This is a genomic window from Microbacterium oxydans, assembly GCF_900095745.1.
Lineage (GTDB): Bacteria > Actinomycetota > Actinomycetes > Actinomycetales > Microbacteriaceae > Microbacterium > Microbacterium oxydans_B.
The window spans coordinates 432,639-455,505 of record NZ_FMIR01000017.1 but is presented as its reverse complement, the minus strand read 5'-3'; the positions used below and the strand labels follow the sequence as shown (position 1 = coordinate 455,505).

The window sequence follows — 22,867 nt, the reverse complement described above, 5'->3', positions numbered from 1 at the left end:
GGCCGCATGTTGTACGAGCACCTCGGGGCTCGCCCCCGCATCCATGACACCGCCGTCATCGCCCCCACCGCCGTCGTCTCCGGCGACGTGGAGGTGGGGCCGGGCTGCCAGGTGCTGCATGGCGCCGTCATCACGGCCGAGGGCGGGCCGATCACCCTCGGCGAGAACGTGATCGTGATGGAGAACGCGCTGATCCGCGCCACCGCGGCCAATGCGGTCCACATCGGTGCGCACACGCTGATCGGGACGCTGGCGAGCATCGCCGGCGCGACGGTGGGCGAGGAGGTCTTCTTCGCATCCGGCGCCCGCGTCTTCAACGGCGCACTCGTGGGGGCGCGCTGCGAGGTGCGGGTCAACGCGATCGTGCACCGCCGCGCCGTGCTTCCCGAGGGCACAGTGGTCCCGATCGGGTGGGTGGCCGTCGGTGATCCGGTGCAGCTGCTCTCGCCGGACCGGGATGAGGAGATCGCCGCGGCGCAGCCCGAGCTCGACTTCCCCGGTCATGTGTTCGGTGTCGACCGAGACACCCCCGACCTGATGGTGCAGCTCACCGAGCGCTACGGCAGTTCGCTGGCCCGCCACGCCCACGACCGCGAGGTCTGACTCCGCGGTCCGAAACTCGCAGAACAGCACGAACGTCGCAGGAATCCCGGGATTCCTGCGACGTTCGTGTCGTTCTGCGAAGTCTCGCCGCGCGCGAGGTGCGAACTCGGATCAGATGACGCCCTGGGCGAGCATCGCGGCGGCGACGCGCTCGAAGCCGGCGATGTTGGCTCCGGCCACGTAGTCGCCGCCGACGTCGTGACGCTCTGCCGCGTCGAAAGCGGCGTCGTGGATGTCGGCCATGATCTCGCGCAGCTTGTTCTCGCTGTCGGAGAAGGTCCAGCGCTGACGCGAGGCGTTCTGGCTCATCTCGAGGGCCGAGGTCGCGACACCGCCGGCGTTCGCAGCCTTGCCGGGAGCGAACAGCACGCCGGCCTTCTGGAAGGCCTCGACGGCGTCGGGCACGCACGGCATGTTCGCGCCCTCGGAGACGGCGCGCACGCCGTTGGCGATCAGTGCCTCGGCATCGGCGAGGCTGACCTCGTTCTGCGTGGCGGAGGGGACGGCGATGTCGACCGGGACCTCCCAGACGCTGCCGCCCTCGACGAAGCGGGCGCTGGGCCGACGGTTGGCGTACTCGACGATCCGGGCGCGCTCGACCTCCTTCAGCTGACGGAGCAGGTCGACGTCGATACCGGCGTCGTCGACGACGTAGCCGGACGAGTCGGATGCCGTGACGGCGGTCGCGCCGAGCTGGGTGGCCTTCTGGATCGCGTAGATGGCGACGTTGCCCGAGCCCGAGATGCCGACGCGCTTGCCGGTGAGGGAGTCGTTGTGCACGGCGAGCATCTCCTGCGCGAAGAACACCGCGCCGTAGCCGGTCGCCTCGGTGCGCACCTCGGCACCGCCCCAGCCCGTGCCCTTGCCGGTGAACATGCCCGACTCGTGACGGTTGGTGACCTTGCGGTACTGGCCGAAGAGGTAGCCGATCTCGCGGCCGCCGACGCCGATGTCGCCCGCGGGGACGTCGGTGTGCTCGCCGAGGTGGCGGTACAGCTCGTTCATGAACGACTGGCAGAAGCGCATGACCTCGGCGTCGGACTTGCCGTGCGGGTCGAAGTCGGACCCGCCCTTGCCGCCGCCGATGCCCTGACCGGTGAGCGCGTTCTTGAAGATCTGCTCGAAGCCGAGGAACTTGATGATCGAGAGGTTCACCGAGGGGTGGAAGCGCAGTCCGCCCTTGTACGGGCCGAGCACCGACGAGAACTGGATGCGGTAGCCGCGGTTGACCTGCAGCTTGCCGGCGTCGTCGATCCACGGCACGCGGAAGAGGATCTGCCGCTCGGGTTCGACGAGCCGCTCGAGGATGCCGCCGTCGACGTACTCCGGGCGTCGCTCCAGGACGGGGGCGATCGAGTGCAGCACCTCGTGGACGGCCTGGTGGAACTCCGGCTCGTACGGGCTGCGGGACAGTACCGTGTCGAACACGGGCTGCACGGAGGCGGCGAGCGGATGGAAGTCGGCGGGAGTCGTTGCGGTCACGCGGAAGAGGCTTTCTGATGGGGGATTGTGGTGCAGGCGATCGTGTCGCGTGAGGCATCGCCGGTGTCGGCGGAGGTTTCACTCTAGCGGCCGGCCGAATGCGGATCGCGCACCCGGCCAGACGGTATATCGGTCACCCGGTGTTCTGAAGGCCGGCGGCGACGCCGCTGACCGAGAGCAGAAGCAGGCGCTGTTGTTCGGCATCGGCGCCGGACCCGGTGGGCCCCTCGGCCGAGCGCAGCGCGCGCAGGGCACGCAGCTGCAGCAGCGAGAGAGCGTCGACGTAGGGGCTGCGCAGCTGCACGGCGCGCTGGAGAACAGGCTTGTTCTCGAGCAGGCGCTCGCCGCCGGTGAGGCGGATCACCCAGCGCCGCGTGACCGCGAGTTCGTCGAGCACGAGCTGTGCCAGGTCATCGCGGTCGCCCAGGGCGAGGTACTGCCGGGCGATGCGCTCGTCGGTCTTGGCGAGGCTCATCGCGACGTTGTCGATCATGGTGCGAAGCAGCGGCCACTCGCGGTACGCCTCGATGAGCAGCTCCTCATCGCCGACGGCGTCCAGGGCGGTGCCGAGACCGAACCAGCCGGCGAGGTTGATGCGCGCCTGCGTCCACGCGAACACCCACGGGATGGCCCGCAGATCCTCGAGGGACTCGACGGACAGTCCGCGACGCGCGGGCCGCGAGCCGAGCGCGAGCAGACCGATCTCCTCCATCGGAGTGACCGTGGCGAACCAGGGCGCGAACCCCTCGGCCTTCACGAGCGAGAAGAAGCGTTCGCGGGAGGCGGCATCCATCACCGAGGCGACCTCGGCGTAGCGCTCGGCCGCGCGGCTGGTGCGTTCCTCCTCGGTGGGAGACGACGCGAGCAGTGTGGCGGCGGCGACCTGGTCGATGTGCCGCATCGCGATGGCCGGCTCGCCGTAGCGCGCGAAGATGACCTCGCCCTGCTCGGTGAGCTTGAAGCGGCCGTCGACCGAGTGCGGCGGCTGCGCGAGGATCGCGGAGTTGGCGGGCCCGCCACCACGCCCGAGGGCGCCACCGCGACCGTGGAAGAGCGTCAGCTCGATCTCGGACTCCTGCGCCCAGCGCGCGATCTTCTCCTGCGCCTCGTACAGGGCGAGGTTCGCGGCGACGGGGCCGACATCCTTCGATGAGTCCGAGTATCCGAGCATGACCTCGAGGCGGTTGCCGGTGGCGGCCATTCGCTCGCGGAACTCCGGGAAGGTCACGGCCTCGGCCAGGATTCCGGGCGCTGCCTGAAGGTCGGCGAACGTCTCGAACAGCGGCACCACGTCGAGCACCGGTGCGTCGTCGCCGAGCGCGTACCGGGCGAGACGGTGCACGCCTGCGAGGTCGGAGGCGGCCTGGGTGAACGAGACGACGTAGCGTCCGGCAGCCCGCAGGCCGCGGTCGCGCTGGATGTCCGCGATCGCGCGGAACACCTCCAGCACCTCCTCGGTCTGGGCGCTGATGGCCTCGCCCGCGTCGAGCTCCGCCAGGGCCTTCGCGTGCACCTGCGAGTGCTGACGCACCTCGAGCTCGGTCAGGTGGAAGCCGTACGTCTCGACCTGCCAGATCAGATGCTGCACGCCGCCGAACGCATGACGCTTCGCGCCGGCAGCCGCGAGCGAGGACTGCACGGCCCGCAGATCCGCGAGTAGCTCCTCGGGACGCGAGTAGCCCTGGGCCGAGTCACCGTGGCGGGTCGCGGCGACTCGTCGGGACAGGACGAGCAGCACGCGGCGGTGGGGCTCATCGGGGGAGCGGGCCGCGAGTTCGGCGGCGAGATCCGGCTCTGCCGCGGCGAATCGCTCCCACACGGCGACGACCTCGGTGCTCGGCGGGGTGTCGTCCGCAGACAGCGTGAGGGTCCGGCCGATGCGGTCGAGCGCGCGCTCCAGTCCGCGAAGGACGTGGTCGGCCGCGATCTGCGAGGCCTCGCGGGTGACGGATGCCGTGACGAACGGGTTGCCGTCGCGGTCGCCACCGACCCAGGAGCCGATGCGGACGAACGCGGGCACCACAGGAGCACTGGAGCCGGATTCCTCGCCACGGAGAGCGTCGTCGATGCGGCGGTACACGTGCGGCACGGTCGTGAACAGCGTCTCGTCGAACACGCCCATCACGGTGCGGACCTCGTCGGTCGGGGAGGGCTTCTGCGACCGCAGCGGCGCGGTGCGCCAGAGGGTGTCGATCTCCTCCAGCATCCGGCGGCGGGCACGGTGCTCCTCGGATCCGCCGGCGCTCGCCGCATCGTGCTGGGTCAGCAGTTCGGACAGGCGACGGATGCTCGAGGAGACGGCACGGCGGCGGGCCTCGGTCGGGTGGGCGGTGAAGACCGGGTGGAAGCGGAGGCCGTCCAGGCGGCGGCGGGCTTCCTCGTCGCCGACCTCGCTGCGCAGTCGTGCGTAGGCGGTCGCGACGGTGTCGGCGGCATCCTCGCGTCCCGGCTGTCCGGCGCGCTCGCGCAGCACGCGCACGCGCTGGTGCTCCTCGGCCAGGTTCACGAGGTGGAAGTAGCAGGTGAAGGCCCGGGCGACCTCGTCGGCCCTGGCGATGGTGAACGACTCGGCGATCGCCGCGGCACGCTCGAACGCATCGGGCGTCTCCTGGTCATACGCCTGGATCGTGGCGAGCCGCAGACGCTCGACGTCTTCGAAGAGATCGTCGCCGCCGGCTTCGCGCAGCACCTGCCCGAGCAGCTGCCCGAGCATCCTGACATCGGTGCGCATCGCATCCGGCGTGCCGCTACTGGCTTCGAATCGGCCGATCACGCGGATCGCCTCGGTGTTCGTGGGCTCGGAGAAAGAGTGTGCGGGGGTCACCCTTCGAGAGTATCCCGGGCGGTGGGGGTGTCCTGCACGCATGACGCCCGGCGCCGGAGCGACGCAGCGAGACCGCGGGCGCGGCGATATCCCGGCGACCTACGATGGAGGGGATGCGCATCTCAGCGAACCCCCTCCGCGGTCAGCAGTTCCCCGCCGTCCTCCTTCTCGTCGCCGCCGGCCTCGGCCTGCTGCTCGCGAACCTGCCCACGCACGACGGGTTGGCGGCTTTCCTCGACTTCCACATCGCGGTGCCGGGCACCGCGCTCGATCTGTCGATCTCGCATTGGGTGTCCGACGGCCTCCTCGCGATCTTCTTCCTCGTCGTGGCCATCGAGCTGCGTCACGAACTCACGCACGGCGAGCTCGATTCGCCGCGCAAGGCTCTGCAGCCCGCGATCGCCGCGGCCGGCGGAGTGCTCGTCCCGATCGCCGTGTATCTGCTGATCGCGGGTGGTGACAGCTCCACCGCGTCGGGCTGGCCGATCCCGACGGCGACCGACATCGCCTTCGCTCTCGGGGTGCTGGCCATGTTCGGCAAGGGGCTGCCCTCGCGCGTTCGGGTGTTCCTCCTCGCCCTGGCGATCCTCGACGACATCATCGGCATCATCTTCATCGCGGTGCTCTTCGCCGACGACGTGCAGTGGTTGCTGCTGGGCCTCGCGGTCGTGGGTGTCGCCGTGTTCTGGGCGCTCAGCCGTGTCCTGCACGCGAAGGGGCACCCGCTCATCGCGGTCGCCATGGTCGTGGTGGGTGTCATCACCTGGGGTCTCGTCGCCTCCTCCGGCATCCATGCGACGATCGCCGGGGTGCTGCTCGGGCTGGTCATGTCGCCGGTCCCCGCGGGCCGCACGCGGCACGCGCTGGAGCCGACCGTGAACGGCGTGATCCTCCCCGTCTTCGCCTTCGTCGCGGCGTTCGTCGTGATCCCGGCGGTGTCGATCACGCAGCTGTCACCCGCGTTCTGGGCGATCGTGGTGGCGCTGCCCGTCGGCAAGATCATCGGCATCTCGCTGTTCGGCTGGATCGCGATGCGCATCCGTCCGAAGGGCGCAGATCCTGCGCTGCCGTTCGCCGACATCCTCGCGGCCGGTGCGCTCGGCGGTATCGGCTTCACGGTCTCGCTCCTCCTGGCCAACCTCGCCTTCGCGAGCGACGGCGGCATCCGCGACCAGGCCATCCTCGGTGTGCTCGTCGGCTCGCTGATCGCCCTGGTGCTCTCCGCATTCATCGTGTCGCTGCGTGCGCGCTGGTACCGTCGGGTCGCATCCGCCTCTTCGTGAGCGCGGAGCCGGATCCGCACCGACCAGAAGGAGCACGCGTGAGCGCACGACCCGAGCCTCAGGCAGACGGCGCCGACCCGCTCCGCACCGCCGCCGACACCATGCACGCGGTCCGCGACCGCTGCGTGTGGTCGCAGCAGATCACGCACCGCGACCTCGTGCCGTACCTGATCGAGGAGTCGCACGAGGTGATCGACGCGGTCGAGGCCGGCACACGCGACGACCTGCGTGAAGAGCTCGGAGACCTGCTCTGGCAGGTGCTCTTCCACGCGGCGATCGCGGCGCAGGATCCGGAGGACCCGTTCGACATCGACGACGTGGCACGCACCCTGACCGAGAAGATGGTGCGGCGGCATCCGCACGTCTTCGCCGGAGAGATCGCCGAGACGCCCGAGCAGGTCCTGGTGCACTGGAACGCGGCCAAGGCTGCCGAGAAGCGCACCCGCAGCAGCGTGCTCGACGGAGTGCCACGGGGGATGCCGGCACTCGCGCTCGCGCAGAAGCTCGTCGGTCGCGCGGCCGGTGTCGGTGTGACAGTCGCACCGGTTTCGACGGCAGTGCCCCCGGCATCCGAAGCCGAGCTCGGCGATGCGCTGCTCGCGCTCGTGGCGACGGCCCGCGCCGAGGGGTGGGACGCGGAACGCGCACTGCGCGAGCGGCTCCGCGCGCTCGAAGACGACGTCCGGGCGGCCGAGGCCGGCTCCTGACGCACGGTCGGGGTGCCCGACCTGGGAAGATGGACTCGTGGCTACTGTGAACCCGCCGCGCGGCATGCGCGACATCCTCCCCGCCGACAAGGCCCGCCGTGAGCGCGTGCTCTCCGTCATCCGCGAGCGCTACCTCGCGCACGGATTCGACGAGATCGAGACGCCCGTGGTCGAGGACTACGACCGGCTGCATGCCGGGATCGGCGGCGACAACGAGAAGCTCTCGTACAACATCCTGCGGCGTGGGCTCGACGCCGACGCGATCCGCGCGGCCGCCGAAGACCCTGCTGCCCTCTCGGACCTGGGCCTCCGTTACGACCTCACCGTCCCGCTCGCACGTTTCTACGCGAGCAACCGCGGCCAGCTCCCCACCGTCTTCCGCTCGATCCAGATCGGCCCGGTCTGGCGTGCGGAGCGCCCTCAGAAGGGCCGCTACCGGCAGTTCGTGCAGTGCGACATCGACATCATGGGAGACGACTCGTCTCGTGCCGAGGCCGAGTTGATGGTCGCCTCGCTCGACGTGGTCGACGCCCTGGGCCTCGAGGGTGCGACGGTGCGGATCAACGACCGCCGCGTGCTGGACTGGATGCTGGACAGCTTCGGTTTCACCGCCGAGGAGCGTCCCGGCGTGCTCATCACGATCGACAAGCTCGACAAGATCGCTCCGGAGGGGGTCGCCGCCGAGCTGCACGAGCGCAGCGCCTCGACGGCCGCCGCCGATGCCTTCGATGCCTTCCTGCGGCGCCCGCAGACGATGGAGTACCACCCGTTCGGCGAGCGTCAGATCCGCAAGGCCCTGCCCGACGGCGCCCCGGCCGAGCTGATCGAGCACCTGGTCGGCATCGGCGAGGCGGTGGCTGCGGGGCGTGGTCAGTCCGACATCCCGCTCGTCTTCGACCCGTTCCTCGTGCGCGGCATGGGGTACTACACCGGAACGATCTTCGAGCTCGCGCACCCGTCCGTCGGGTACTCACTCGGCGGCGGCGGGCGCTACGACGGCATGATCGGTCGCTTCCTCGGACAGCAGGTCCCCGCGGTCGGGTTCTCGTTGGGCTTCGAGCGGCTCGTCGATCTGATCGCCGATGAGGCCGATGCCGCCGCGCAGGCGGTCGTGCTGATCCACGATGCCGACGTGCCGGTGCACGAGCTCGTCCGCCACAAAGCCACGCTCATCGCGGGCGGGGCCCGGGTTCGGCTCGAGCGACGCACGAAGAACGTCAAGGCGCTGCTCGAGCGCTCGGCGGCCGACGGCTACACGGCCTTCGCGACCGTGTCCGCGGGCGCCGGCGACCTCGAGGTCAAGCCGCTCTCCTGACGCGAGGTTCGGACGCTCGCGTCGCGTTCACGCCGCGTTCACACCGGCGCGGTGGAATCGGGGCGTGAGCCGCATCCGCACCCTCGCCATCGTGTCTCTCGCCCTCGCGGCGGTGCTGGCCGCGATCCGTTTTGCCCTCGCGCAGCAGGCTGCCATCGCGCGGAAGCGGATCGGGAAGCCGCTGGGGGAGGAGTCCGTCGATGCCGACCGCGTCTGGCGTCGCGCGCTCGACGGCGAGCCGCTCGACCTGCTGGTGCTCGGCGACTCGATCGCCGCGGGCCTCGGCGTCGAGCATCGCAAGGAGACACTCGGAGGGCGGCTCGCGAAGGGCGTCGGTCAGCGGATGCACCGACCGGTGCGGCTGCGCACTGCCGCGGTGGTGGGGGCGGAGTCGCCCGACCTCCCGGCGCAGCTCGACACGCTCCCCGCCGGCTACCGTCCGCACGTGGCGGTGATCGTCGTGGGCGGCAATGATGTGACCCACCGGCTTCCGGTGGCGCTCTCCGCACAGCATCTGCACGAGGCGATCGGGCAGCTGCGGGAGACCGATACCGAGGTCGTCGTCGGCACCTGCCCCGATCTCGGGGCGTTGCGTGCGGTTCCGCAGCCGCTCCGCCGCATCGCGTCGAGCCTGTCGCGCCGTCTCGCCGAGATCCAAGACGAGACGGCGCGACGGGCGGGAGGCGAGCCGGTCGATCTGCGCCGTGCGGTGGGGCCGATGTTCTTCGACGAGCCGGAGGCGATGTTCAGTCTCGACCGCTTCCACCCGAGCGCTCTGGGCTACCGGCGCACCGCTGAGGCGCTGCTGCCTGCGGTGTGCCGTGCCGCGGAGGTGGCCCTCAGCTCGCGCCGTCGCTCGGGGCCGCGCTGAAGGACGCGGCCCACTCGGCCACCCGGCGGCTGCTCTCCTCGTCGGAGATGTCCTCGACACGGGTCATCACCGACCAGCGCACGCCGAACGGGTCGCGGATGCTCGCGAACCGGTCGCCCGAGACGAACGGCGCCGGTGCTTCGCGCACCGTAGCTCCGGCCTCGACGGCTTTCGCCACGACCGAATCGACGTCTGAGACGTAGAGGCCCATCGAGTAGCAGTCGTCGTCGCCCTCGGGCGAGCGGACGAGGTGGTACTCCGGGTTCGGCTCGCCGAGCTGCAGGATGCCGAGTCCGAAGTCGAGGTCGGCATGGGCGACCACGCCGCCGAACTCCGTCACGTCGATGACTCTGGCGCCGAAGACGTCGCGGTAGAACTCGATCGCTTTCTTCGCGTCGGGGATCGCCAGGAACGGCGTGAGTGAGGTCGCGCTGTTCGGGCGCCCGTCGGTCGTGTACGTCCCGGTGGCACCGGTCGTGGGGGCGTCTGTCGTGGGGATGTCGTTGCTCATGCCGCCACGTTAGGCCGGGGGCACGGCCCGCAACTTGAACATCCGCGACAACCTCCCGAAGTCGGGGCGGGAGCCTACGCTGGGCGCATGGTGAACCCGACCCGTGGCGTGCTGTACCCCGCTCGCTTGCCCGAGTTCCACCGCCTTCCCGCGCCGGCCGCGGTGACAGAGCTGGTCGCGTGGTTCTGGATTCCGGAGTGGGACATCGAGCCCGGCCGTTCTTCGCGCCAGGAGATCGTCGCCTATCCGGCGCTCAACCTCGTCGTCGATGCGGATGCCGTGATGCTGTCGGGCGCCACGACGCGGGTGTCCCACCGTGATCTCCGGGGGAGAGGCTGGGCGGTGGGCGCCCTGCTGCGCCCCGCCGCTGTCGCCGCCCTGATCGATGCCCCCACCGCACTGGTCGACGGCGAGCGAGTCCTGGGTGGGCCGACGGCGGATGTCGCGGAGCTGCACCGTGCCGTGGCGGCGGCGATGGGTTCCGGAGACGGGCACCGCGAGCAGGCGGTCGCGATCTTCGCCCGGTGGCTCGGGGAACGCGTCGGCCCGGTGGGCGATCCCGCGCGTCAGGCCAACGCGCTCATGGACGTGCTGATGGGCGACGATGCCGCTCTCACTCCCGAAGAGGCGGCCACGCGCCTCGCGGTGTCGGTGCGAACCCTGCAGCGGATGACCCATCGCCACGTCGGGCTCTCGCCCGCCGCGATGATCCGGCGACGGCGACTGCAGGAGGCAGCCGTGCGCGTGCGGGAGCAGCCGGATACCGATCTCGCGTCGATCGCCGCCGATCTCGGGTACGCGGATCACGCCCATCTCACCCGCGACTTCCAGGCGGTCCTCGGCCTCGCTCCGCGCGCGTACCGTTCCGAGTCGAGCCGCTGACCTCAGGCGCGCGCGAGTCGCAGCCGCAGCATCCGATATCCCACGCCGATCAGGAGGATGGCGGCGCCGATGGCGGAGCCCAGCACGGGGAGGGTCGCCACCAGCAGGAGGCAGCCGAGTGCGCCGACGACCTGCAGTGCACGGGGGTAGCGGCGTGCCGATCCCACCTGCCGGAACGCCGCTGCGTTGGCGATGAAGTAGTACAGCAGCACTCCGAAGGACGAGAAGCCGATCGCGGCGCGAAGGTCGGCGAGGAGCACGATGGCGATCACGATGACGGCGATCGCGATCTCCGCGCGCCGGGGCACATGATGGCGCTGATCGATCTTCGCGAGGAAGCTCGGGACGTCGCTCTCTCTCGCCATGGCCAGCGTCGTGCGCCCGATGCCGGTCAGCAGCGCCAGCAGCGCGCCGAGCGAAGCGGCGGCGGCGGCCACACGGATGACCGGTGCCCACGCCGAGGCACCCGCCGCGTCGAGCAGGTCGACCAGGGGCGCCCTCGATCCGATCGCGTCGGCGCCGAGGACCAGGATGACCGCGACGCAGACGAGGGTGTAGACGACGATCGCTCCGCCGAGTGCGAGGACGATCGCGCGCGGGATCGTCTTCGCCGGGTCGACGACCTCTTCGCCCATCGTCGCGATGCGCGCGTAGCCGGCGAACGCGAAGAACAGCAGCCCGGCACCCTGCAGCACGCCGTATGCCGTGGCGTCGGGCAGCGGGCTCGGTGCGGCTGACGGCGTCGCGCCGAGCCCGAAGCCGACCGCGACCGCGAGACCGAGCAGCGAGCACACGACGAGGATGCGCGTGAGCAGCGCGGTCCTGGTCACGCCGAAGCAGTTCACGACCGCGAGCGCGGCGACGGCGACCACGGCGACGGGCACCTGCCATCCCTCGGGCGCGGCGTAGGCGGCGAAGGTCATCGCCATGGCGGCGCAACTCGCGATCTTGCCGATCACGAAGCTCCAGCCGGCGACGAATCCCCACCATGGTCCGATCTCGGCGCGGGCATACGCATACGTGCCGCCCGCGACGGGATGCGCGGCCGCGAGCTGCGCCGATGCGGTCGCGTTGCCGTACGCGACGACGGCGGCGATCGCGAGCGCGATCAGGATGCCGCTGCCGGCAGCCCCGATCGCCGGAGCCCATACGGCGAACACACCGGCGCCGATCATCGAGCCGAGGCCGATGGCGACGGCGTCTCCGAGCATCAGCCGGCGAGCGAGGGGCATCCCGTCATCGTGGCACGCGGGAGTGAACAGCGGATGACGCGGCTCAGTCCCGGGACGCCGTGACCCGCTTCTTCTCGCGGATGTACACCTCGCGGCGGACCTTCGCGACGACGTCGCCCTCACGGTCGGTGATGACCGTCTCGAACCACTCGAGCACCTTCGCACCGCCCCGGGCGCGCTCGCGGATCTCCTCGGCCTTCTCCTTCGACACCTCGAACTCGGCCGTCAGCACGCCGCGGCCGGGCTTCAGGAACTCGATCTCGCCGCGGGTGTCCCACACCACGTGGTCGCGCCCGAGCTGATGCATCACGAGCATGAAGAAGTACGGGTCGGTCATGGCCGACATCGATCCGCCAAAAGCGGTCTTGACGTAGTTGCGGGTGAAGACGTTCACGTGCAGCTCGACCGTGGCGTGGGTCCAGTCCTCGCTGAAGCGGCGGATGCGGATGCCGCTGAAGAGGTTCGGGATCCACAGGCTCATGCCGAGGGCGAGGCGGCGGGGAGTGATGCGCATCCCGCCAGTGTGGGGGACGCGGGACCGGGCGACGAAGACGTCTGGAGGGTAGCTACAGTTGTTCTAGTTCGAATAGAATAAGGCCAACAAGGCGGAGGTCGGATGCTGATCAGGGTCGACATGGCGAGCGGGGTGCCGCTCTACGAGCAGGTCGCGGCGTCCGTGCGTGCCGACATCATCGCCGGCAGGCTGGCGCCGGGAGACCGCCTTCCTTCGGCGCGCGAAGTCGCCGAGACCCTCGAGATCAACCTGCACACCGTCTTGCACGCGTACCAGCAGCTGCGCACGGACGGGCTGATCGACCTGCGACGCGGCCGCGGTGCCGTGGTCTCGGCCTCCGTCGGTCCGCTCGTTGACCTGACGAAGGATCTGCAGGATCTGGTGTCGCGCGCCGCCGCACTCGGCGTCGCCCCGGCCACACTCGCCGCTCTCGTGAAGGAGATCACCGTATGACCGCCGACGTCCGCCGTGCCCGCACTGCATTCCTCTGGGTGGGGGTGATCATTCCGCTCACGATCCTGGCGGTGTCGGCGGTCATCGTCGCGTTCTGGCTTCCCGAGATACCGGAGCCCGCGGCGATCCACTGGTCGGACGACGGCGTGAACGGCTTCGGGCCCGGCTGGACCTACCTCGCCATCCTCGGCGGCATCGCGGTGATGGTCATCGCGTTCGCGCTCCTCGCGTGGTTCGCGCACCGACTCCCGCAGAACGGGCAGCCGGTTCCCGCCGCCGACGCCGAGCGCCCGCAGTGGTCGATCACGGCGAGGTTCCTCGGTGCGATGAACCTCGGCACGGTCGCCCTCATCTCCCTCATCACGCTGGTCGGCGTCGACGCGCAACGTGGTCTCGCCGATGCCGCAGACACCCCCGACATCGGCTTCGAGGTGCTGATCGGGTTCGTGCTCATGGCCGGCGGTGTGGCGCTCGGATGGTTCCTGCAGCCGGCGACGCCCCTGCCGGACACGAGCCGGTCCGAGAGCCCGGCGGATCCCCTCCCGACCTCCGCCACGGAACGCCTCGTCTGGATCGGCACCGCGACGATCGCCCGCAGCGGCCTGGCGGTGCTCGGTGGCGCGGTGCTGCTCGCCTGCGCGCTCGCCGCCATCATGATCGCGACGGGCGCGGGCGGAGTGCTGACCGCGGTCATCATGCTGGTCACGTGCGCGATCCTGATCGCCGCGCTCGTCACCACCTTCGCGTTCCGCGTGCGCATCGGGCCCGCCGGACTGCTCGTGCGGTCGCTGGCGGGCTGGCCGAAGATCGAGATCCCCACGGTCGATGTCGCGTCGGTGCGCGCGATCGACGTCGATCCCTTCGCCGAGTTCGGTGGATGGGGGCTGCGCTACGGCCTCGACGGACGATACGGCGTGGTGCTGCGCCGGGGTGAAGCGCTCGAAGTGACGCGCGTCGGTGGACGGCGGTTCGTCGTCACGGTCGACGACGCGCAGACAGCGGCGGCGGCCTTCGCCGCCGTCACACGGAAGGAAGGGTGAACCGCATGAACTCCACGATCCCCACGTCTCGAAGGGTCCAGTGGCCCGCCGTCATCGTCTTCGTGGCCGTCGCCTGCGCGCTGGCCTGGCTGGTGGCGCTGCCGCTGTGGCTCGGCGACGGACTCGCGGAGCCGATGTCCGTGTTCCTCCTCCCGGTCATGATGTTCACGCCCGCCGTCGCGGTGCTGGTCGTCACCTTCGCGATGCGCGTGCCTGCGCGGGGAGAGCGGGCGCGCTTCCTGGGCCTCTGGCCGCTGCGGCCCGCCAAACGCGTGGTCTGGCTCATGGTCGCCGCCTGGCTCGTGCCGCCGGTGCTGGTCGGGCTCACGGTCGTCGTGTCCGCAGCACTCGGGTTCGTGCAGCTCGATCTGACCTTCGCCGGCTTCGCAGCCGAGCTCGCGAAGGCGCTGCCCGACGGTGTACCAGTACCGCCGGTCGAGATCGTGGTGCTCGCGCAGATCGCGATGGTCCCGCTCGGAGCGCTCTTCAACAGCATCTTCGCCTTCGGGGAGGAGCTCGGATGGCGGGGCTGGCTGGTGCCGGCGCTTCGACCGCTCGGTACCTGGCCGGCCCTGATCCTCAGCGGCGCGATCTGGGGCCTGTGGCACAGTCCGATCATCCTGCTCGGCTACAACTTCGGGCGCACCGACATCACGGGCGTCCTGTTCATGGTCGGCGGCTGCGTCGCCTGGGGCATCCTGCTCGGCTGGCTGCGACTGCGGTCGGCATCCGTCTGGCCGGCCGTGATCGCACACGGATCACTGAACGCCGCCGCCGGGCTCATCGTCCTGTTCGCGGCCACGCAGCCCGACATGGCCCTCGCCGGACCGCTCGGCGTGGCGGCATGGATCGTCATCGCGGTGGTCATCCTGGTGCTCGTGCTGACCGGCCAGTTCCGGAAGCAGCCGGAGCTCGCCGACGCTCCCGGTCGTCTGCTCTCGCCGCCGCGGGGTTGACGGGGGCCGGGGCCGGCGGTTGGCTGAGGTCATGGACTCCACCCCCGCCGCCTGGTCGCAGGCCGACTCGTATCTCGCCGACACGCTCGTCGGGCCCGACGCCGAACTGGAATCGGCTCTCATCGCGCAGCGTGAGGCAGGGCTGCCCGAGATCGAGGTCGCGCCCGTCGCGGGCAAGTTGCTGAACCTGCTCGTCCGCATCACCGGCGCGCGACGGGTGCTCGAGATCGGCACCCTCGGCGGCTATTCGACGATCTGGCTCGCCCGGGCCGTCGGTTCCGAAGGCCGCGTCGTGACGATCGAGGCGGAGGCCGAGAACGCCGCCGTCGCGCGGGCCAGCATCGACGCCGCAGGCGTCGGCGACCGGGTCGACATCCGCATCGGCCGGGGCGCCGAGGTGCTGCCGACTCTGGTCGGCGGGTTCGATCTGGTGTTCATCGACGCCGACAAGGAGTCCAACACCGTCTATCTCGACTGGGCCGCGCGACTCGGTCACGCGGGCACGGTCGTCGTGCTGGACAACATCGGGCGCGAGGGCGAGATCGTCCGCGACGACAGCACCGACTCGAAGGTGATCGGCACCCGTGACGCGCTGCGGATGCTGGGGGAGGACCCGCGCTTCGATGCCACGGCGCTGCAGACGGTCGGGGCCAAGGGCTGGGACGGCTTCGCGATCGCCGTCGTGGTCTGAACCCGTTCCGCGCGCGGCGGCCGGATGAGTCCCTGGTCCGGTCGCACGGCCGGGCTAGACTGGGCGCGGATCGACGACGCTCCACACCACGTTTTCCCCCTGAACAAGGAGCACATCAGTGGCACTGATCGAGGCTGTAGGCGCACGCGAGATTCTCGACTCGCGCGGAAACCCGACCGTCGAGGTGGAGGTCCTCCTCGACGACGGCATCGTGCAGCGGGCGGCCGTCCCGTCCGGTGCCTCCACCGGCGCGTTCGAGGCGTACGAGCTCCGCGACGGCGACAAGAGCCGTTACGGGGGCAAGGGCGTCCTCAAGGCCGTCGAGGCCATCATCGACGAGCTCGGCCCGGCCATCGAGGGTGTCGAGGCGAGCGAGCAGCGCATCGTCGACGAGATCCTCATCGATGTCGACGGCACCGAGAACAAGAAGCGCGTCGGCGCCAACGCCATCCTCGGTGTGAGCCTCGCCGTCGCCAAGGCGGCTGCAGACTCGGCCGACCTCCCGCTGTTCCGCTACCTGGGTGGCCCGAACGCGCACGTGCTGCCCGTTCCGCTGTTCAACGTCATCAACGGCGGCGAGCACGCCGACAACGGCATCGACATGCAGGAGTTCTTCCTCGCCCCGGTCGGCGCGGAGACCTACTCCGAGGCACTCCGCTGGGGTGTCGAGACCTATCACGTGCTGCGTGCAGAGCTGAAGGCCGCCGGCTACGCGACCGGCCTCGGCGACGAGGGCGGCTTCGCCCCCGACCTGCCCAGCAACCGCGAGGGCCTGGACTTCCTGGTGAAGGCGATCGAGAAGGCCGGCTTCACCCCCGGCACCGACATCGCACTCGGCCTCGACGTCGCGGCGACCGAGTTCTTCAAGGACGGCGTCTACCGCCTCGACAACAAGGACTGGGACGCGGCCGCTCTCACCGAGTACTACGTCGGCCTGGTCAACGACTTCCCGATCGTCACGATCGAGGATGCTCTCGCCGAGGACGACTGGGACAACTGGAAGCACCTCACCGACGCCCTGGGCTCCAAAGTGCAGCTGGTCGGCGACGACCTGTTCGTCACCAACCCGCAGCGCCTCGCCGACGGCATCAAGCGCGGCGTCGCCAACTCGCTGCTGGTCAAGGTCAACCAGATCGGCACGCTCACCGAGACGTTCGACGCGGTCAGCCTGGCGCAGCGCTCCGGCTACACGGCGATGCTGTCGCACCGCTCGGGTGAGACCGAGGACACGACCATCGCCGACCTCGTCGTCGCGACGAACTCCGGTCAGATCAAGGCAGGTGCGCCCGCTCGCAGCGAGCGCGTCGCGAAGTACAACCAGCTGCTGCGCATCGAGGAGGAGCTCGGCGACGCCGCGGTCTTCGCCGGTCGCTCCGCGTTCCCGCGTTCGCAGGCCTGAGCGCAGCTGACACACGAAGAAGCGGCGGAAGCGGCGGCTGAGACGGCCGTCGCCCGCGGCGCACGAAGCCGCTGAAGCGGTACGACGAAGGAGGGGCCGTGGCACGACGACCGGCTCCTCCTTCGTCATCTCCGGCCCCGAAGGCGACCGGAAAGGGCGCTGCCCGACCGAAGGCGTCCTCTGCCGCCGCCCCCGCGCCCAGGACCTCAGGGAGGAACCGCGGCGACGCGCCACGTGTCGACGTTCGCGAATGGGCCTCCGGCATCCGCCTCTCGGCGTTCTCGGTCATCATGCTCTCGCTGGTGGTACTGGGAGCCTGGGTCCTCGTGCCCACGCTCGGGACGTTCATCGACCAGCGTCAGAAGATCGCGGCGCTCGAGGCATCGGTGCAGGTCAGCGAAGACGAGATCACCGCCCTGATCGCCGAGCGCGAACGATGGAACGACCCCGCCTACATCACCACTCAGGCGCGCGAGCGCCTGTACTACGTCAAGCCGGGCGAGGTCGTCTACCTGATCGACAACGACCTCGATCCGTCCGCGCTCCCGCGTGAGCAGGCGCCCGTGAGCGACACGCTCGAGGAGAAGCCGTCGGACTGGATGCCGCAGCTGCTGCGTACCCTGGTCGCGACGGGACTCAGCGGCACGGCGACGACCGCTCCCTGAGCGTTCGCTCCGAGCATCCTCTCGGCCGGCTCCCCTACGCTGGAGGGGTGACCACGCCGCCGTTCCCCGCCCCCACGCCCGCCGAGCTCGCCGTCGTCTCGGCCCAGCTCGGTCGTTCTGCCCGGGGTGTGGTCGGCATCGCAGCTCGCTGCGCATGCGGCAACCCCACGGTGGTCGCGACGACGCCGCGCCTTCCGGACGGCACGCCGTTCCCCACGTTCTACTACCTCACGCACCCGGCTGCCACGGCCGCGATGTCGACCCTCGAGGCCAACCAGGTGATGCCGGAGCTCGCGGCGCTCCTGGCCGACGATGAAGACGTCGCGGCCGCCTACCTCGCCGCGCACGAGGCCTACCTCGCCGATCGGACGCAGTTCGGGGAGGTGCCCGAGATCGACGGCATCTCCGCCGGAGGGATGCCGACGCGTGTGAAGTGCCTGCACGCACTGGCGGGGCATGCTCTCGCAGCCGGTCCTGGCGTGAACCCCATCGGCGATGCCGCGCTGGCGCGGTCATCCTGGTCGCCCGACGTGTGCCGGTGCGAAGACCCCGGCGCCGCACAGCGCGAAGCGGCGGCGTCACCGGCATGACAGCCCGACGGACGCTGCGCAGCGCCGCCGCCATGATGGTGGTCGCGGCGTCTGTGCTGCTCCTCGGCGCCACCGCGACGCCGCCCCCGATCCCGGACGATCCGTCCGATCCGACCCGTGCGTCGGAGTACTGGCTCGACGGGGCGCGGATCCGCGAGGCATGGCAGACGACCCGCGGCAAGGGCGTGACGATCGCCGTGATCGACACCGGCATCGGCAAGGTGCCCGAGGTGTTCGGCGACGCCGTGGTCGGCGGCACGGATGTCTCGGGTGCCGGCACGCCGGACGGACGGACGCCGCTGGGCGCGATCGACGGAAACCATGGCTCCTGGGTGGCCTCGCTCGCCGCCGGACGCGGCGCGGCCGACGGGACCGGCATGATCGGCGTCGCGCCGGAGGCCAATCTCCTCTCGATCTCGGTCGGCTTCGGCGCGGCGGCCGCCGTGCCGTTCACGGAGCAGGTCGCGAAGGGCATGCGCTGGGCGGTCGACCACGGCGCCGACATCATCAACCTCTCGTTCACGACGAACACGCTCGACTGGGACGAGAGCTGGGACGACGCGTTCCTCTACGCGTTCGAGCACGACGTGGTGGTCGTCGTCGCCGCGGGTAACCGGGGGAGCGGCACGAACATCATCGGTGCTCCTGCGACGATCCCCGGCGTGCTCACGGTGGGCGGCGTGGACCAGACGGGAACCGCGAGCGTCGAGGCTTCCACCCAGGGCATCACGATCGGGATCTCGGCACCCAGCGAGGGGCTGATCGGTGTCTCCGCCGACGGCAAGGTCGAGCGCTGGCGTGGGACGAGCGGCGCAGCACCCATCGTCGCGGGGGTCGCCGCACTGATCCGTTCCGCACACCCCGACATCAAGGCCATCGACGTCATCAACCGCATCATCAAGACCGCGATACCGGTGCCGGACGCCGTCAAGCCGCAGGATCCGCTGTACGGCTACGGGCTGGTGGACGCGGCCGCAGCGATCTCCGCGAACATCGCCCCGGTGAGTGCGAACCCCATGGGCGACCTGGCGGAATGGATCCGCTACTTCCGTCGCGCGGAATCCGAGCCGCAGCCCGTGCCTTCGATGACGCCGGTGGCCGTGCCCCCTCTGCCCGCGGCCGATGCGCCGACCGAGGTGGCTTCACCGTTGCTTCCCAGCGCCGATTCCCTGCGCTACGGTACCCTGCCGCTCATCGCGCTCACGGTGCCTGGTATCCTGGTAGCGCTTGGCGTCACCGCAGCTGCCCGGCGCATCCGATCGGCGCGCGTTTCCGTACGCCAAATCCCCGACTCCGAGGAGTAGTTCTTCTGTGCCTCAGAACAGCACTGTGCCCAAGATTCTGATCGTCGGCGGAGGGTACGCAGGCTTCTATTCCGCGTGGAAGCTCGAGAAGCACCTCCGCAAGGGTGAGGCCGACGTGACCATGGTCGACCCGCTGCCGTACATGACGTACCAGCCGTTCCTGCCCGAGGTGGCCGCCGGCTCGATCGAGGCACGTCACTCGGTCGTCGCCCACCGCCGTCACCTCAAGCGCACCCACGTCCTCACCGCCAAGGTGACGAACATCAACCACGCGCAGAAGGTCGCCACGATCACGCCGCCCGTCGGCGAGCCGTACGAGTTCGCCTACGACCAGATCGTGGTCACCGCGGGAGCCGTCTCCCGCACCTTCCCGATCCCGGGCATCGCCGACAACGCGATCGGGCTGAAGACCATCGAGGAAGCCGTCGCGATCCGCGACAAGGTCATGTCGAACTTCGACAAGGCCGCCGCGCTCCCCGCCGGACCCGAGCGCGACCGTCTGCTGACCGTCGTCGTCGTCGGCGGCGGGTTCGCCGGTATCGAGGTCTTCGCCGAGCTGCGTTCGCTGGCCTCCGCGCTGGTGGGCAAGTACCCGCAGATCAGCTTCGAAGACACCCACTTCCACCTCATCGAGGCGATGGGCCGCATCATGCCCGAGGTCTCGCTGCAGACCAGCGAGTGGGTGCTCAAGGACCTCGCCAAGCGCGGTGCCAACGTGCACCTCGACACGCAGCTGACGAGCGCGGTCGACGGCAACGTCGAGCTCTCCACGGGCGAGGTCATCCCGACCGATGTCATCGTGTGGACCGCGGGTGTCATGGCGAACCCGACCGTCGTTCGCGGCGGCGACCTCCCGGTCGAGGAGCGCGGTCGCATCCAGACCCGCGCCGACCTGCGCGTCGGCACGCCGGAGGCCTTCGTCGAGGGCGCCTGGGCTGCGGGCGACGTGTCGGCAGTGCCCGACCTCTCGGGCGGTGGCGTCGGCGGCTTCTGCGTGCCGAACGCTCAGCACGCGGTGCGTCAGGCGAAGCTCCTCGCGAAGAACCTCGTGGCCGTCCTCCGGGGCGAGAACCCCAAGGAGTACTTCCACAAGAACATGGGCGCTGTCGCAGGTCTCGGCCTGTACAACGGTGTCTTCCAGTCCGGCAAGATCGCCCTCAAGGGCTTCGTGGCCTGGGTCGCGCACCGCGGCTACCACGGCCTCGCGATGCCCACGTGGGAGCGCAAGTTCCGCGTGATCTGGGGCTGGTGGAACAACCTGTGGCTGGGTCGCGACCTGGTGAACCTCGAGACGGTGCAGAACCCGCGCTACGTGTTCGAGGAGTTCGCCGCGCGTCCGCGTCCGGCAGCACCCGCGGCGCCCGTCGCAGACGCTGCTCCGGCGGCGAAGGCCGAGCCGGCCGTCAAGAAGACGACGGCGAAGGCAGCATCGGGAGACGCTGCGGCCGCGCCGGCAGCCAAGAAGCCGGTGGCCAAGAAGCCCGCGGCGAAAAAGGCTCCCGCGAAGACCGCCGCCGAGCCCGCTGAGGCGACGGCGAAGTAGTCGCACTTCTGTCAGACGATCGGCCCCGCGCGCTCTGCGCCGGGGCCGATCGTCTTTTCGTCGGTGCGGCTTCGGGGCGATGCACAGGTACAGCCATTACCTTGGGAGCAGCAAGGGGAGTACTCCCGTCTGCAGCGTCGTCGTCATTACGAGCACGAGATCGTGCTCCGGCCCGCTGGCCCGTGAGGGTGGAGGAGACCTTGGCACCCGCATCGCGGGGTGCCGAGTAACCCCTGCCGTCGCTTCGACGTGGGAATCCCCGGTGGCCCGCACCACGAAAGGGACACCCATGGGAAAGCTCTCCCGACTGATCGGAATGGCATCCGACGCGCTCGAGAAGAATGCCGGGTCCGGACGCAGCGACCACTCGGCGGGCGGTCCCCGCTCGCAGGACGGTTCCCGGTCGACGGACTGGGGAGGGATGCTCCGTGGTGCCGTGGACGCGGTCCGCGGTCCGGCGGAGGGAACCCCTCGCGCAGACCAGAGCGCACGGACCGCGGGGGCGGATCCCTACGCGCCGCCGGCACCCGGTGCTCCGAGCGTCAGGGCCGGTTCGACTCCTCCGCGGGATCGTTACGCGCCGCCGGTAGCCGGATCCTCGCGCACAGCCCCTGCGGCATCCGACGCCGATCGAGCGGCCATCGCGCGCTACGACTACCTGCTGCAGACAGCCGACCCGCAGCGCGTCGAGCAGATTCACCGTGAGGCATTCGCCCGCCTGACGCCCGTGCAGCGCACACTCGTCGAGGCGCGGATGCGGCAGGAGCTCGAGCCGGGGGAGCGTCCGAGGTCTTCGTCGCCGGACGATCTCGCGCGCGCGGCCGGGCGGGCCGAGGCCATGAAGCCGGGGCGGATGCGCGGACTCCTGTCGCGCGTGCGCGGCGCGGGTGCCGGTGGTGCTGCGGTTGCCGCAGGCGGTGCGGCGGTGGGACTCCTCGGTGCGGTTGCCGGTGGTGCGGTGCTCAGCACGGTGGCCGGTCCGCTTCTGGAGCAGGCCGCGGACATCGGCGTCGACTTCGGCGCGCTGGCCGAGGGCATCGATGTCGAGTCGCTCGCCGCCGGAATCGATGTCGAGTCGCTCGCCGGCGGGGCAGGCGACCTGATGGGCTCCGCGGGGGAGGCAGCCTCCGGCCTCGGCGAGGCGGCCACCGGATGGGGCGAGCGACTCGGGGACCTCGGCATCCCGGGCATCGGCGATCTGTTCGGACGCTGAGCTCGGATGTTCTTCGCAACCGACGCCGAACACGGCTTCACCGGTCTGACCGGATTCGCGGCCGACGTGCTCACCTCCCTCGGCGACGTCGGGGTCGGCGTGCTCGTCTTCCTCGAGGTGCTGATCCCGCCGATCCCGAGCGAGGTGATCCTGCCCTTCGCCGGATACCTCAGCCAGAGTGGAGAGCTGAACCTGGGCTGGCTCATCTTCTGGAGCACGCTGGCCTCCTGGCTGGGAGCCCTGCTGCTGTACGGGCTCGGCGCGGCGATCGGCATGCAGCGGGCGGTGCGGCTGCTGGCGGCGACCCGGCTGGTGAGCCGCTCGGACCTGGAGCGGGGCGCCGACTGGTTCACGCGCAGCGGGGGCTGGACGGTGCTGGTGGGGCGGATGGTCCCGGGTGTGCGCAGTCTCATCTCCATCCCCGCCGGGGCATCGCGAATGAATCTCGTCACCTTCAGCATCTACACGATCGTCGGCAGCGGCGCCTGGAACGCTCTGCTCCTCGGTGTCGGTGCGGCCCTCGGCACGCAGCACGAGCAGCTGGAGCAGTACCTGGGATACCTCGACTACGCCGTCTACACGGCCATCGTGATCGCCCTCGTCGTCCTGGTGGCCCGGCGAGTGCGCGAGGCCGCGGGAGAGCGGAGGGCGGTTGCCGACGGCGAGAAGTGAGAAGCGGAGTGCCCCCGCTGGGACTCGAACCCAGACTGAAGCGATTTTAAGTCGCCTGCCTCTGCCATTGGGCTACGGGGGCCGCGTCGCCAGCCTATCGCCGAGCGGTGGCTGCGA

General features: G+C 70.4%; 22 protein-coding genes and 1 tRNA gene. 17 read left to right on the top strand and 6 right to left on the bottom strand.

All coding sequences use genetic code 11. From position 1 onward, the window contains the following. Window positions 1–6: 6 nt before the first annotated feature. Window positions 7–603: a gamma carbonic anhydrase family protein gene (locus BQ2383_RS12510; protein WP_091034362.1), complete on the top strand. Its 597-nt coding sequence runs from the start codon at window positions 7–9 to the stop codon at window positions 601–603. A gap of 111 nt (window positions 604–714) precedes the next feature. On the opposite strand, the gene gdhA is transcribed toward BQ2383_RS12510, so the two are convergent. Both gdhA and BQ2383_RS12500 read right to left on the bottom strand, forming a co-directional pair. After that, window positions 715–2,085, bottom strand: coding sequence for an NADP-specific glutamate dehydrogenase (gene gdhA, locus BQ2383_RS12505; RefSeq protein WP_091034345.1), 1,371 nt, complete (start codon window positions 2,083–2,085; stop codon window positions 715–717). A 133-nt stretch (window positions 2,086–2,218) separates the two neighbouring features. Further along, the gene (locus BQ2383_RS12500; protein WP_432206341.1) at window positions 2,219–4,951 is read right to left on the bottom strand and encodes a phosphoenolpyruvate carboxylase; all 2,733 of its coding nucleotides are present in this window, start codon (window positions 4,949–4,951) and stop codon (window positions 2,219–2,221) included. A 71-nt stretch (window positions 4,952–5,022) separates the two neighbouring features. Here BQ2383_RS12500 and nhaA point away from each other — a divergent pair, with 71 nt between their 5' ends. From nhaA to BQ2383_RS12480, 4 genes are all read left to right on the top strand, one after another. Continuing rightward, window positions 5,023–6,192 carry a Na+/H+ antiporter NhaA gene (nhaA, locus tag BQ2383_RS12495; RefSeq protein ID WP_091034339.1) on the top strand — a complete coding sequence of 390 codons (1,170 nt, stop codon included), beginning with the start codon at window positions 5,023–5,025 and terminating at the stop codon, window positions 6,190–6,192. A 101-nt stretch (window positions 6,193–6,293) separates the two neighbouring features. Then, complete coding sequence (locus tag BQ2383_RS12490) at window positions 6,294–6,899, top strand: MazG family protein (RefSeq protein WP_205828959.1); 606 nt, start codon at window positions 6,294–6,296, stop codon at window positions 6,897–6,899. A 64-nt stretch (window positions 6,900–6,963) separates the two neighbouring features. After that, window positions 6,964–8,214 carry a histidine--tRNA ligase gene (hisS, locus tag BQ2383_RS12485; RefSeq protein ID WP_205828960.1) on the top strand — a complete coding sequence of 417 codons (1,251 nt, stop codon included), beginning with the start codon at window positions 6,964–6,966 and terminating at the stop codon, window positions 8,212–8,214. Between the two features lie 64 nt (window positions 8,215–8,278). After that, a complete protein-coding gene (locus BQ2383_RS12480) occupies window positions 8,279–9,085 on the top strand; it encodes an SGNH/GDSL hydrolase family protein (protein WP_091034331.1) in 807 nt (268 codons plus the stop codon). Here the strand turns inward: BQ2383_RS12480 and BQ2383_RS12475 are convergent. After that, window positions 9,054–9,596, bottom strand: a complete 543-nt coding sequence (locus BQ2383_RS12475; RefSeq protein WP_091034329.1) for a VOC family protein — start codon at window positions 9,594–9,596, stop codon at window positions 9,054–9,056. The genes BQ2383_RS12480 and BQ2383_RS12475 overlap by 32 nt on opposite strands. 87 nt (window positions 9,597–9,683) lie before the next feature. Between BQ2383_RS12475 and BQ2383_RS12470 the strand changes: the two genes are divergently transcribed. Continuing rightward, entirely contained in the window at window positions 9,684–10,478 is a 795-nt protein-coding gene (locus BQ2383_RS12470) for an AraC family transcriptional regulator (RefSeq protein WP_091034326.1), read from the top strand. A 2-nt stretch (window positions 10,479–10,480) separates the two neighbouring features. Here BQ2383_RS12470 and BQ2383_RS12465 read toward each other — a convergent pair whose 3' ends face one another. Continuing rightward, window positions 10,481–11,710 (bottom strand): APC family permease, encoded by a 1,230-nt coding sequence (locus BQ2383_RS12465; RefSeq protein ID WP_091034323.1) that lies wholly within the window; start codon window positions 11,708–11,710, stop codon window positions 10,481–10,483. Window positions 11,711–11,753: 43 nt separating this feature from the next. Beyond that, window positions 11,754–12,224, bottom strand: a complete 471-nt coding sequence (locus BQ2383_RS12460; protein WP_091034320.1) for a PaaI family thioesterase — start codon at window positions 12,222–12,224, stop codon at window positions 11,754–11,756. A gap of 102 nt (window positions 12,225–12,326) precedes the next feature. On the opposite strand from BQ2383_RS12460, the gene BQ2383_RS12455 reads away from it, so the two are divergent. The 11 genes from BQ2383_RS12455 to BQ2383_RS12405 all read left to right on the top strand — a co-directional run bounded on the left by BQ2383_RS12455 (window position 12,327) and on the right by BQ2383_RS12405 (window position 22,750). Further along, a complete protein-coding gene (locus BQ2383_RS12455) occupies window positions 12,327–12,677 on the top strand; it encodes a GntR family transcriptional regulator (protein WP_091034317.1) in 351 nt (116 codons plus the stop codon). After that, a complete protein-coding gene (locus BQ2383_RS12450) occupies window positions 12,674–13,717 on the top strand; it encodes a hypothetical protein (protein ID WP_091034315.1) in 1,044 nt (347 codons plus the stop codon). The genes BQ2383_RS12455 and BQ2383_RS12450 overlap by 4 nt, the downstream gene beginning before the upstream one ends. Window positions 13,718–13,722: 5 nt before the next feature. After that, entirely contained in the window at window positions 13,723–14,673 is a 951-nt protein-coding gene (locus BQ2383_RS12445) for a CPBP family intramembrane glutamic endopeptidase (protein ID WP_091034569.1), read from the top strand. A gap of 31 nt (window positions 14,674–14,704) precedes the next feature. Continuing rightward, the gene (locus tag BQ2383_RS12440) at window positions 14,705–15,364 is read left to right on the top strand and encodes an O-methyltransferase (RefSeq protein WP_091034313.1); all 660 of its coding nucleotides are present in this window, start codon (window positions 14,705–14,707) and stop codon (window positions 15,362–15,364) included. A 118-nt stretch (window positions 15,365–15,482) separates the two neighbouring features. Beyond that, entirely contained in the window at window positions 15,483–16,763 is a 1,281-nt protein-coding gene (gene eno, locus BQ2383_RS12435; protein WP_091034310.1) for a phosphopyruvate hydratase, read from the top strand. A 290-nt stretch (window positions 16,764–17,053) separates the two neighbouring features. Beyond that, window positions 17,054–17,428: an FtsB family cell division protein gene (locus tag BQ2383_RS12430; protein ID WP_167381616.1), complete on the top strand. Its 375-nt coding sequence runs from the start codon at window positions 17,054–17,056 to the stop codon at window positions 17,426–17,428. Between the two features lie 47 nt (window positions 17,429–17,475). After that, complete coding sequence (locus BQ2383_RS12425; RefSeq protein WP_091034304.1) at window positions 17,476–18,018, top strand: DUF501 domain-containing protein; 543 nt, start codon at window positions 17,476–17,478, stop codon at window positions 18,016–18,018. Next, window positions 18,015–19,322: a S8 family peptidase gene (locus BQ2383_RS12420; protein WP_091034302.1), complete on the top strand. Its 1,308-nt coding sequence runs from the start codon at window positions 18,015–18,017 to the stop codon at window positions 19,320–19,322. Before BQ2383_RS12425 ends, BQ2383_RS12420 begins: the two co-directional genes overlap by 4 nt. 25 nt (window positions 19,323–19,347) lie before the next feature. Further along, window positions 19,348–20,865: an NAD(P)/FAD-dependent oxidoreductase gene (locus BQ2383_RS12415; RefSeq protein ID WP_091034299.1), complete on the top strand. Its 1,518-nt coding sequence runs from the start codon at window positions 19,348–19,350 to the stop codon at window positions 20,863–20,865. A gap of 289 nt (window positions 20,866–21,154) precedes the next feature. Continuing rightward, window positions 21,155–22,078, top strand: coding sequence for a hypothetical protein (locus BQ2383_RS12410; protein ID WP_091034296.1), 924 nt, complete (start codon window positions 21,155–21,157; stop codon window positions 22,076–22,078). Window positions 22,079–22,084: 6 nt separating this feature from the next. Then, window positions 22,085–22,750, top strand: coding sequence for a DedA family protein (locus BQ2383_RS12405; RefSeq protein WP_091034294.1), 666 nt, complete (start codon window positions 22,085–22,087; stop codon window positions 22,748–22,750). Between the two features lie 9 nt (window positions 22,751–22,759). Here the strand turns inward: BQ2383_RS12405 and BQ2383_RS12400 are convergent. Beyond that, window positions 22,760–22,832 (bottom strand) — tRNA-Leu (locus tag BQ2383_RS12400). Between the last annotated feature and the right edge of the window lie 35 nt (window positions 22,833–22,867).